9 protein-coding genes are annotated in these 11385 nt (G+C 54.2%); 6 read left to right on the top strand and 3 right to left on the bottom strand.

The window, feature by feature from the left end:
- Positions 1 to 329: 329 nt before the first annotated feature.
- The 3 genes from dapA to FQ755_RS27025 form a co-directional block, all read right to left on the bottom strand.
- Complete coding sequence (gene dapA, locus FQ755_RS27035) at positions 330 to 1232, bottom strand: 4-hydroxy-tetrahydrodipicolinate synthase (protein WP_144158083.1); 903 nt, start codon at positions 1230 to 1232, stop codon at positions 330 to 332.
- A gap of 22 nt (positions 1233 to 1254) precedes the next feature.
- Positions 1255 to 2313, bottom strand: coding sequence for a proline racemase family protein (locus FQ755_RS27030; protein ID WP_144158082.1), 1059 nt, complete (start codon positions 2311 to 2313; stop codon positions 1255 to 1257).
- 515 nt (positions 2314 to 2828) lie between these two features.
- Positions 2829 to 3977 carry a porin gene (locus FQ755_RS27025; protein ID WP_144158081.1) on the bottom strand — a complete coding sequence of 383 codons (1149 nt, stop codon included), beginning with the start codon at positions 3975 to 3977 and terminating at the stop codon, positions 2829 to 2831.
- 697 nt (positions 3978 to 4674) lie between these two features.
- Here FQ755_RS27025 and FQ755_RS27020 point away from each other — a divergent pair.
- The 6 genes from FQ755_RS27020 (at position 4675) to FQ755_RS26995 (ending at position 11323) form a co-directional block, all read left to right on the top strand.
- Positions 4675 to 5730, top strand: coding sequence for an ABC transporter substrate-binding protein (locus FQ755_RS27020; protein WP_144158080.1), 1056 nt, complete (start codon positions 4675 to 4677; stop codon positions 5728 to 5730).
- Positions 5731 to 6108: 378 nt separating this feature from the next.
- Positions 6109 to 7119, top strand: coding sequence for a 4-hydroxyproline epimerase (locus FQ755_RS27015; protein ID WP_260858884.1), 1011 nt, complete (start codon positions 6109 to 6111; stop codon positions 7117 to 7119).
- Between the two features lie 431 nt (positions 7120 to 7550).
- Positions 7551 to 8321, top strand: a complete 771-nt coding sequence (locus FQ755_RS27010) for an HpcH/HpaI aldolase family protein (RefSeq protein WP_144158078.1) — start codon at positions 7551 to 7553, stop codon at positions 8319 to 8321.
- A 199-nt stretch (positions 8322 to 8520) separates the two neighbouring features.
- Positions 8521 to 9414, top strand: coding sequence for an ABC transporter permease (locus FQ755_RS27005; protein WP_144158077.1), 894 nt, complete (start codon positions 8521 to 8523; stop codon positions 9412 to 9414).
- Between the two features lie 41 nt (positions 9415 to 9455).
- A complete protein-coding gene (locus FQ755_RS27000) occupies positions 9456 to 10226 on the top strand; it encodes an ABC transporter permease (RefSeq protein ID WP_222105788.1) in 771 nt (256 codons plus the stop codon).
- A gap of 8 nt (positions 10227 to 10234) precedes the next feature.
- Complete coding sequence (locus FQ755_RS26995; RefSeq protein WP_144158076.1) at positions 10235 to 11323, top strand: ABC transporter ATP-binding protein; 1089 nt, start codon at positions 10235 to 10237, stop codon at positions 11321 to 11323.
- Positions 11324 to 11385 lie beyond the last annotated feature (62 nt).

Raw genomic sequence — 11385 nt, 5'->3', positions numbered from 1 at the left:
TAGATCGTGTCCACGATCGCCGATCGTGGACACGATCTCCCTTGATCTACACGGACTCCAACACGCCATCACCATCATGCCTTGCTCGCGCGCGCGTGAGGACACGGCCCAGCCGAGCCGCTTACGCTACAGGTCGAATCGGATAGGGAAAAACGTGTTCTCCCCATCTCCCCGAATTTTTGATTGGCAATCCACAATACAAGCTGCGCTGTGGGATGTGACCGGCGTCGATTCGAGCAGTGTAAAAAAGCAAGGACGGTGTGTTTTAACGCCGTGGCTTTCTATCGAAGAAGCACCCTACGTATGTGGATGACACAACCGGTCGGGTCTTAACGGGCTGCACCCGTCAGGAGGGACGGGTCTACCTGAGAGAGAACTTTCTTTAGAGAATCGATCTGGTTCTGGGAATAAGGCAGGATAGGCGCACGAACTGAACCGACACGGAGACCGAGAATCTCGCAGGCGGCTTTCACTCCGCTATTGTAGGAACCTTTAGCCAGTGCCCTGATCACGGGATTGATCTGTCGCCAGATCGCTACCACTTCGCCATCGTTACCCGCTTCGCTGGCTTTTTGCAATTTCACGAGGGCCGGTGCCATAAAGTTCGCGCTACCCATCACCATGCCGCGTGCGCGCAAGGCAAGCGCCGGCAACATGATTACATCTTCACCATTTAAAAGCGTGATCTTGTCCGAGTGATCGCCAAGCAGAGTATACATCTGCTGGATATCGGCAGACGAGTCCTTTACGTACTTCACTTGCGGAATTTCAGTGGTGAGGCGAACCAGGAAATCGACGTCGAGATGCAAACCGGTAGATGGCGGGAAGTTGTAGGCGCAGATAGGCAAACTGGTCGCGTCGGCAACAGCCGCGAAATAGGCGAATGCTTCCTGAAAACCGATCCGTTCGTAGTACGGAGTTGCAAGCATGATGGCTGTCGCTCCGGCTCGCTCGGCGTGTCGGGAAAGCTTGATCGCCTCTGCTGTGGAGGTCGCGCCGGTGTGAGCGAGAACACTAGCCCGACCCGCTGTCTGTTCAGCCACAATGTCAACCAGTTTGAGTCGCTCCTCATGGGAGAGAACAGAGAATTCTCCGGTGCCGCCGGCGGGAACGAAGCCGTCTACACCGTCCGCGATCCCTTGATTAACCAGCGTTCGGAGCGCTGATGCGTCTATCTCGCCGTTGGCATCGAACGGGGTAACAATTGCTGAAAGAACACCTTTGAGAGTCATCGAAATCAATTCCTTGGGCGGGTTAGAGAGGGGCAAAACCATTAGCGAGCGCGTCGCTTGCGTCGGCCGCGATCGTCAGAAAACCGTTGATAAAAGCGCTGCCGGTCAAAGCCGGTGTGATAAACGTTCGATCGGGTGTTCGGCGAACATCTTTCGCTGTAACAGTGAAGGTCGAACCTATAATGCTCTCGGTCGTTAGCACGTCCGCGGGCCCAATCAATCCATCAGTAACGAACTTCGCAAAAATCGCGCTAGAGCCGGTGCCGCATGGTGAGCGATCGATTACTCCCGGTGGCGCTACTACGACGACCTTCACACGGTGTTCAGAAAGAGGGCTGCGCTCGTAGAAGAGCACTTGATAAACGTCAAGTGCCGAGCCACTTAATGGATCCCTTACGCCTTCTTCGGTGTAAGTTGCCCTAAGCCGTCTTGCCACCCGAACAATTTCCGTAGCATTGCTACGATCGAGGGAGAGCGCGATTTCCCTGACGTCGACGCTTATGTAGTAGTCACCGCCATACAGCAATTCAGTTGCCACCTCGCGCCCGTCAACGAGGCAAAGCCCTTTTATTACGGTAAACGATTCAACATTGGTCAGCGTGATGCTCTTTAACTTCCCGTATTCCTTCCACGCAGTAACGCCGACCGGTCCAGCCGGAGTGCGAATCCGGAAATCGATTTTCTGAGCATCAACAGGAAGGTTTGGCAGAAGCCCTAGCTCGACGATGACTGTGGCAAAGCCGATCATGCAATGTCCACACATTGGAGGATAGGACCCCGGCTCCAGTATGACGGCGCCGATATCACAACCATCTTCCTTGGTGAAGATCGGCAGGACGGCGCATGTCAAGCCACCGCCGCGCGGCTCATGGACGAGACGAGTCCGCCAATGATCCCCGTGATCGCGAAGCCACACCCTCACTTGATCGACTGTCACGATACCGACAGGTAGGGAAATGCCGGAAAGCACGATCCTTGTTGGATTCCCGGCAGTATGTGAGTCGACCGCAATGCATGGCTGCCTATCCTGCTTCGTTAGCCAGTCAAGGGCGTGCTGAGGAAGCGTTGATACCTGGGTCATTCTTTACCTCGAAGCGTCATAAATGCGTGCCTGTCAAACAGTGATGCGCAGATCTCAATTGTGCATTTGGCGCATGGATGCAGTAAGAATGGGTTTCGATAGTCCGCCAGAAGCAATGCTGGCCCCGCTTTGGACGAGTTGGCATGTGTGGTGCCGTCTCGTGACCTTCACCCCCCCGGCCGCATAACTAGTCAACAAGTGAGGTGTGATGTGTTATATATTACACGGCACCATGCAGATGTCAATCGCATTGAGTTGATTGATGGTCGTCCGGCTGTCTGCGTCAACGACATCGCGATCCATTCTCACCGGAGCCGTCTATCACGAGCGGGGAGGCTAGCGGCGCTTCATTGTTGACGGTCCTGGTCATCCTTGCGCCACTATTTATGTGCAGATTTTTGACGCCGTCAACACAGCATAGGTTTCAGTGCTTCGAATTCATGCGGGAATGGCCCGCTGGGGCGCGGGCCTTATCAACTTGGAGCGGACCAGAAATATAGTTGCAACGGACCAGTTTAAAACTTGTGCAGTAAGCCCACGCGCGCCGCGATCTGATGATTGGACGTAGACGCAGTGCCCGTCACCCCGTCGAAAATGTCGGCCGGTTGTGAGGCGCCAGCAGCGATCTGATACGCAGCGGAGACGTAGAGGTCGGTTCGCTTGCTTAAATTGTAGTCTGCGATGAAATTGATTTCATGATATTTGGGCTTGGCGGACAAATATCCAACGCTACCGTCGGTGAATTCATATCCGAGGGCCACTGTGGTGGCATGGGTGAGTTTGTATTGCCCCCACGCTTCGTACGTACTGAACGTGACTGTCGCAGTCGTTCCGTTTGCCTGATTAAATTTCACGTTTGAGTAGTCGAGCGCGAAAGTTGCGTCCCCGAGCTTATATGTGCCGCCCGCGCCAATGATTTGTTGATTCTTAGGTTGACCGACGTAACTGAACGGACCTGCGGCGCCAATTGCAGCGCCCGTTGTATTCGACTGATAGTCTCCCTCAGACAGATAAGTGCCTGGGTCTTTCGCGAAAAGGTAGGCCGCTGCAAGATTGAGGCTACCAATCGAATAACCAACGCCAGCGCTCCAAAGTCCGACCTTGCTGGTTCCGTTGACGTTAGAGTCGGTCAAGCCCATTAAGCCGCCGAAAGTGAATCCAGCAATACTGGGGCTCGCATACTTGATGGAGTTATTAACGCGGAAGGAGTTTCCGGTGTTATCGATGTCTCCTGCGTGCCAGTCCACTCCGCCCCAAGTGCCCACCATGGTAACGGGCGCGAAATAATCTACCACGGAGTCATACTGCCGGCCGAGCGTAATGGTGCCCAGTTTTATATCCGACAAGCCCACCCACGCCTGACGACCAAATTCCCGACCACCTTGAGCAAGCGTGCCATTGATCACATTAAAACCGTTCTCCAGCTTGAAGATCGCGGAAAGACCACCACCAAGGTCTTCGGCGCCTTTCAAACCCCATCGGCTCCCGTACATGCCATCGTAGGTTCCGTCTTGCATGTGCCAAAGCTGCTTGCCACCGCTATTGTTTGTGAAGTCAATCCCAACGTCGATGACCCCGTAAAGCGTCACCGTGCTCTGCGCATTCGCCGATGAAACATAGGCTGCAAGGCTCGCAACAATTACTGCGGAGATTGTCTTTTTCATAAATTTCCTCTATTGGGTTAGTACAACTACACAAATGATTGCCGTCACCCGTGAGCGGATGTTCCGGGTGCGGGTTTCCCCAGGGTTCTTGATCGTGACCGAGGCTAACAAATTGCTTCGTTAACGATAGCCGGTAACATATTACCGGCTAACGATAGATGTCAACATATCAAAATTGTGTTGCTGATGAGATACGTTCGCGATGAGGCACGTGAGCTCAAGTAGGGCTGTTTGCCATGAACGCTTCGTTACAAGAGAATGGAGCTAGGTGGGCAACAGTTTTTGTTTTTGTTTTTGTTTTTGTTGACAGAAATCGCTAACCGGTAATATGTTACCTGTTATTGGATCTGTTGCGACGTAGGTGCGCTGGCGCCTGATGAGGACGGGCGACGATTCCAGTGGGCCGCCGCAAGTCGCTTAAGACTCAGAAATACATCTTCTGATGTCACGGAGCATAAGGCGTGGAGACGTATGCGCTGTAAAAGCAAGGTGAGCCCCGTGCCGCCGACATAAGATCCTCGCTTAGGCTGTCGGATGAAAGACCCGTGCCAGCAGAGCGACCTGAGAGAGCGGTGGAAGAAGTGTGACACCAAGGTGCAGGAATCCAGGTGGCGTCTCCTTACCAGAGGCGCTGAATGAGAGCAAAAGGGTGTTCGTCCTACAAGGCAAAAGTGTCGATCAATAGAGGAAAACTCAAATGAAGCAGGACTTTCAGGTCAATCGTCGCCGCGTCCTTAAGGCCGGCGCAAACTCGGCCCTTGGCGTTGTATTAGCATCGACTTTTGGTGGATTCGCACGTGCTGCTACCCGAAATCTGACCATCCAGACCTCGGGCGGTGCCTACGAGCAGGCCTATCGGAAGGCAGTATTTGAACCCTATGCGAAGGCGAATCCGGACCTGGCGATCCAATACACTACTCCGGATGACGCTGCGCGTATCAAGGCGATGGTAGAAGCCGGAAACGTGACGGTCGACCTTTCCACCACCGGCGATTTCTTCGGACTGGACGCAGACGCGAAGTGGCTGGAGCCAATCGATTATTCGATGATCGACAAGAGCATGCTTACCCCGGGCAGTGCAATGAAGTATCGGGTCGGCACTGACCTCGAAAATACCATTATCACGTATCGAAGCGACAAGTTCGCCAGTGCGAAGATGTCTACTTTTGCCGACTTCTTCGACCTGAAGAAATTCCCCGGCAAGCGAGCGGTATGGAAGTTCGTGTCCGGGGGTATCCTGGAGGCCGCTCTCATCGCGGACGGTGTCGACCCCAAAAGTCTTTACCCGGTTGATGTCGAGAGGGCGCTCAAGAAGCTCGACACCATCAAGAGCAGTCTCATCTGGTGGGACAGTGGTGCCCAATCGCAACAACTGCTGACAAGCGGCGAAGCGACTGCGGGCATCCTCTGGGGGTCGCGTGCGTTTCCTGCAATGAAGAATGCTCCGATTGCAGTTTCGTGGACTGAATGGCTTAGCGGGGGAGGATGGTTTGTCGTGCCCAAAGGTGCTCGGAATAAGCAGGAGGCGTTCAAAGCGCTTGCGTTTTTCCTCTCGGAGGGTCCTCAACGGGCCCTGACGCAGTATTTGCCGTATGGCCCAACCAATATCGCCGCGGCAAAAGATCCTTATCCGGAATACAAAGGCAATCTTCCGTCCGATCACGTTGCTACGCGCGTCAATATCAATTACGCCTGGTGGGTCAAGAACCAGGCGAAGATCGATGAGCGTTTTCAAGACTGGCTGCTTAGTTAACTTTCTCGCTACGGACGATCGATGCCGCGTTGATTAGAGGCAATCCTGTTCGCCTTGCCTCATGTAAGGGGCGAGCAGGACCGCCGCGGCTCCAATCTCATTCACTGAGCTCGTTTATGTTACGTTTCGTGAGACTACATTACGCCTCATGTAAATTAAGTACACCGAATAAAAAAAGTCAAATACCGACATCGAAATCCTGGATCGCAGATTTTTGGGGGGCTGGCCGTTGATTTGAAGACGGGCCAAGGCGCCCGATGCCGTAGCAATTTCTAGAAATTAACATGCGGTAATGTGGTTGTCAGGCTGTCGAGCGTACGGAAAGTCGCCACAACATTTCGGATTCGAAACATAGTCAACGCACATGTGAAAAAGGGGATGCGTGTCGTGAGGAAACTTTTTTTTTGTGTAGATGGGCATACTGGTGGTAATCCTGTACGTATGGTTGTCGGAGGTGCACCGTTTCTGAATGGCTGCAACATGAGTGAACGACGGCAAGATTTTGTCTCGCGCTATGACTGGATCAGAAAGGGTTTGATGCTGGAGCCGCGTGGTCACGACATCATGTCAGGAGGATTCGTCCTGCCTCCTATCAATCCGGACAACGATGGTGCTCTCCTCTTTATGGAGGTGAGCGGAACCTTGCCGATGTGTGGTCATGGCAGCGTCGGAATGATAACGTTCGCGATTGAGCATGGCGTCATACTTCCCCGCAAGGAAGGGACTCTGCGCCTGGAAGTTCCCGCCGGTATCCTCGATGTCGAGTACACGCGGATGGGAGACAAGGTTACTTCTGTCAGTTTTGCAAGTGTCCCGAGTTTTCTTTACGCTACAGACGTCAATATTGTCGAGCCAGAGTTGGGAGTGTTCCAGGTAGACATAGCGTACGGGGGAAACTTTTACGCCATCATCGAGCCACAGGATGGATATGGCGGAGTTGGGGCGTTTGGTCTACGGAAAATCGTTTCCGCAAGCCCAAGAATTCGCAAGCTTATTGAAGAGAAAGTCTTCCCGGTTCACCCGTTGGACGCTTCGATCAACGGCGTGACCCACATCCTGTGGTCAGATACATTAGATGAAAACGGGCGAGGCAGTAGCGGCGCGGTTTTTTGCGGGCAGAGTATGATTGACCATGGGCCTTGCGGGACAGGAACCGCGGCTCGTCTCGCCCAGCTTCACGCCAAGGGTAGACTCCCGGAGGGTGAAGATTTCGAACAGCGCAGTCACGTAGGAACCCGCTTTACCGGGACGATTCTGAACCGCACTAAAGTGGGAGACTATGACGCGATCACGCCGGTCCTGAAGGGATCGGCACATGTAACCGGCTATAACCAGATCTGGATCGATACTGAAGAGCCCTTTCCTGAGGGCCTGCAAGTAGTCGTCTAGGAAATCTGCGGGTCAGCGTGTTGCCGCGGTATCCAGTTCCCGCGTTTTCTTGTTGAGCAGCGCAGATGCGCTGCCGCTACGATCAGTTAGAGAAAACCGTGGCCAAACGCGATAAGTGACCGCTTTGAGTTGCAGGGTCAAGCGAAGGGCGCCAACCTGAACGCACAACAGTGCTCGAACAACGCCGCACTGCCGCCGGGCAATCCGGTGCTGACGGTTTTGTTGGTCCGATCTTGAAAAGGCGAGCACTTTTGAGCATTGTCGAGCGCCTGAAACGCGCAGGCCTGGACCTTGTAGCTGCAGCGATAGAGAGTTGCCGGCTACTAGGGGATACACTACACGAGCCTTGCAACGTTTTTTTGATACGTTGACCGGCTCAGCTTACCGGTAATATATTATCGACTATTGGATAAAGGATCGGGGGCAGGGAGATGACGCAGTTCAAGGAGTTCGCCGAGAAGATCCGGTCTGGCAAGCCGCTTCTTGGCACGTGGATGCACGTACCGCATCCGATGGTCGCCGAGCTGATGGCCCAGACGGGCTTTGACTTCATTCTGCTCGATGGTGAGCACGCTCCGGTTCCTCCGGACATTCTCTACACGCTTCTGCCGTCGACCGAGAAATTCAGCATGCCGGTGCTTTACCGGGTCAGGGCGAACACACCGGATCTGATCAAGGCGGCGCTGGACAACGGTGTGACGGCGCTGATTGCGCCGATGGTCAATTCAGGGCGGGAAGCATCGGCGGTTGTCTCGGCAGCGAAATATCCGCCGGTTGGTCTGAGAGGCATCGGGCCGCTACGGGCGTCGAACTATTACCTGGACGAAGCGAGCTACGTGAGCGTAGCCAACGAGACGGCGACTGTGGTACAGATCGAGACGGCCGCCGCGCTTGAGGCGGTCGAAGATATTGCTGCAACGCCGGGTATCGACGCGCTTTACCTTGGCCCGGCAGATCTTTCCATGTCGCTCGGGTTGCCACTCGGTCAACTCTCTGATGGTTTGCGTGCAGCATGCAGGCGCGTTGCAGAAGCAGCGCGCAAGAACGGCATCGGTGCGGGCATCGACGTCGCCTCGCTCGACTATGTTCCGGTCTACCGCGACTTCGGATTTAACCTGATGACCTATGGACTTGATACCAACTTTCTGGTTCAGGGCGGTCGCAACTGTTCCGAAGCAATGCGAAAGGCGATCGCCTGCTAATCGGCGATCCGATCTGTGGACGCAGCAGCCATTCGATCAACAGACCGTGCTGTTGCGTCATCCGGCTCCCGCGCGTCGCAGGCCAGACATACAAATAAATGGAGTTGGCGCTACCAGTGATGGCTAGACAATCAACGCAAGGCATCGGTCACGGGTACGCAAATTCTTCTGTCAATCTTAGATTTAGGTAGGTAACACCGTGGCCCAAAGCCTGTCTGCGTCATCGGGCGACTACACCTGTAGTCGACCCTCTTTACTTGGTCGCCTGGTGCAGTCGGGTGGCTGGTTCCTCGTGTTGCTACCGACGCTGGCTTTCTTCTTGGTATTCTTCATTTATCCGTTGCTCTACATAGTAGAGCGAAGCGCCCCCGAATGGTCTTTCTCCAACTACACCCGAATATTTTCGACTTGGCTTTACGCGAGAGTAATTCTCTCAACGTTCAAGACAGCACTCATCGTTAGCTTCGTCTGTCTGGTGATGGGCTACGCCTATGCATATGCTCTAGTGAAAGCAAAGGGTCTCGTGTTGGGCGTTCTTTCCGTTGCTCTGCTTCTTCCGTTCTGGGTCAGCGTGCTGCTCAGAACGTTCTCGTGGCTCGTTCTTCTTCAGGACTCAGGGCTGATAAATCGGGTTTTGCTAGGCCTTGGCATAGTCGACACCCCGGTCTCTCTAATCCGGAACCAGCTTGGCGTCGTCATCGGGATGTCGAACCTGCTGCTTCCCTACATGGTTATGCCGTTGGCAACCGTCATGCGGGGCGTCGATTCGAACATCATTGCAGCAGCGAGAATTTCTGGGGCCTCTTCGCTGCGTACTTTCTTTCGGGTGTATCTCCCGATGACGATGCCTGGCGTGTTGTCTGGGTTCGTTCTCACCATGACGTTGTCTATGGGCTTTTACATTACCCCCGCAGTTTTGGGTGGCTCAAGGAACGTTATGATTGCGCAGCTTATTGCCGACCAGATCAATCAGCAGGTCAACTTCACGTTCAGCAGCGCCCTCGCGGTAGTTCTGATTGTGTTCTCTTCGCTCGCATTCGGCACATTCGGTATTCTGGTTAGGATAGCGAAGCGAAAAGTGGGGGAAGCGTGATGATCTCGACGGCCCCGAGAAACGTTTCTGGAGTTGCATTCGTGCTATTCGTGTCCTTGATCGTCGTGTTCCTGATTTTTCCGGTGCTCGTGATCATACCTGTCTCGTTTAACGAGATCAGTGATCTACGTTTTCCTCCGGTGGGATTGTCATTGCGCTGGTACCGCGCTTTCATTGGCGACGACGTCTGGTTGGCTGCGTTCGCTACGAGTCTCAAGGTGGCTATCGGGACGGTCTTCGTTTCGGCTTCTCTAGGCACGACGGCTGCGCTCGCGATGTTCAACAGTCGTTCCAGGATCATCGGGATGGCACGGATGTACCTGCTCAGCCCGCTTGTTACTCCTGTGATCGTGTTAGCGATCGGGATTTTCATGGTGTTCTCCCAATGGAGAATCGCAGGGACCATGATCGGCCTTGTGCTGGCTCATAGCGTACTGGCCATTCCGATGGTTATCGTGACGGTGACCACCTCGCTGCACACCATTCCGCCGAATCTTGCAACTGCGGCGTCCGGACTTGGTGCGAATCCGCTTCGAACCTTCTTCCGAGTGACTTTGCCTCTTCTGAAATCAGGGGTCTTCGCTGGAGCGGTGTTTGCCTTCATTACCTCTTGGGACGAGGCCGTCATTTCCCTCTTTCTCTCGTCTCCGGAACAGCGCACATTACCGGTGGTGATCTGGTCGGGTCTGCGCACTGGTTTGGACCCAACCATAGCAGCGGTAGGGAGCATTCTCATCCTGACAACAGCTATCGGATTGATTCTCGCCTACGTATTTCGCCCCGGGCGGGATAACAAGAACAGCCAGGTTTAAGGTGACTTATGACCACAGCATTGCAAATTGAAGGGCTCCGCAAATCTTTCGGTCAGTTTGAGGCATTGAAAGACATCACTCTTGAGATGAAGAAGGGTGAGTTTCTGACGATGTTGGGCCCGTCGGGATCGGGAAAATCCACCACTCTGCAGATCGTCGCTGGCTTCCTGAAACCGGATTCCGGAAGGGTCGCGATGATGGGCCGCGATCTATCCGGCATTCCGCCGCACAAGCGAAACATTGGCATGGTCTTCCAGGACTACGCGTTGTTTCCGCACATGACGATTACTGACAACGTCGCGTTCCCTCTGGAGTCGCGTGGCATAGGTAAAGCGAAGCGACGCAAGCGCGCAGAGGAAATTCTGGATGTGGTGAATCTGGGAAATTTTCTTGGCCGTATGCCGAAACAACTGTCTGGCGGTCAGCGGCAGCGAGTCGCGCTCGCTCGCGCACTCGTATATGACCCGGAGATTGTACTACTTGATGAGCCGCTTGGCGCGCTCGACAAGAAGCTCCGAACGTCAATGCAGATGGAGATCCTGCGAGTCACCCGGCGGTTTGGTGCGACGGTAATCTCAGTTACTCACGATCAGGAAGAGGCGTTGGTCATGAGCGATCGGATTGCGCTCTTTTCTCATGGCCAGCTTGCACAGGTTGGCACTCCACGTGATCTTTACGCCAATCCGAACAGCACGTTCGTTGCGGACTTTATTGGCGAATCGAACCTGCTCTCCTGCGAACTGAAGCGAGTCAATGGAAGGTATGTAGTGGAAGGGGCGAGTTGGAACGCTGTCGTACTGGATGAGCGTGTGGTGGCTGGTGCTTGCGGAAAGGTCACTCTTCTGCTGCGACCCGAGTGTCTCAAAATCAGCTCAGGCGAAGGTGTCGCGGAAGACTCGGAGCCTGGAAACCGGGCAAGCATCACGGTCAAGGAAAAGGTGTATCTGGGTTCTGGAATGCGTATATTCGGTACCCTCGGTGATGGAAGTTCCATGCAAATAGCGGCGCCCGAGTCAGATATCACGCATGCGCTGAAGCCTGGTTCGACAGCGACCGTTAGCTGGCACCAGAACGACGGGATCATTCTCCAATATTAAGCTTGATTCACTGACCAATCGACCGCGCGCCGTGCGTGGCGCGAGCCTACAAGATATCGGAG

This window comes from Paraburkholderia sp. BCC1885 (assembly GCF_900996235.1).
In the GTDB taxonomy this organism is placed as follows: domain Bacteria; phylum Pseudomonadota; class Gammaproteobacteria; order Burkholderiales; family Burkholderiaceae; genus Paraburkholderia.
This window is presented reverse-complemented; position numbering and strand designations above follow the sequence as displayed.

Coding starts and splice junctions, on each gene's coding strand:
- FQ755_RS27030 (WP_144158082.1), bottom strand. CDS start 2,313: ATGACCCAGGTATCAACGCTTCCTCAGCACGCCCTTGACTGGCTAACG.
- FQ755_RS27015 (WP_260858884.1), top strand. CDS start 6,109: ATGCGTGTCGTGAGGAAACTTTTTTTTTGTGTAGATGGGCATACTGGT.
- dapA (WP_144158083.1), bottom strand. CDS start 1,232: ATGACTCTCAAAGGTGTTCTTTCAGCAATTGTTACCCCGTTCGATGCC.
- FQ755_RS26995 (WP_144158076.1), top strand. CDS start 10,235: ATGACCACAGCATTGCAAATTGAAGGGCTCCGCAAATCTTTCGGTCAG.
- FQ755_RS27010 (WP_144158078.1), top strand. CDS start 7,551: ATGACGCAGTTCAAGGAGTTCGCCGAGAAGATCCGGTCTGGCAAGCCG.
- FQ755_RS27020 (WP_144158080.1), top strand. CDS start 4,675: ATGAAGCAGGACTTTCAGGTCAATCGTCGCCGCGTCCTTAAGGCCGGC.
- FQ755_RS27025 (WP_144158081.1), bottom strand. CDS start 3,977: ATGAAAAAGACAATCTCCGCAGTAATTGTTGCGAGCCTTGCAGCCTAT.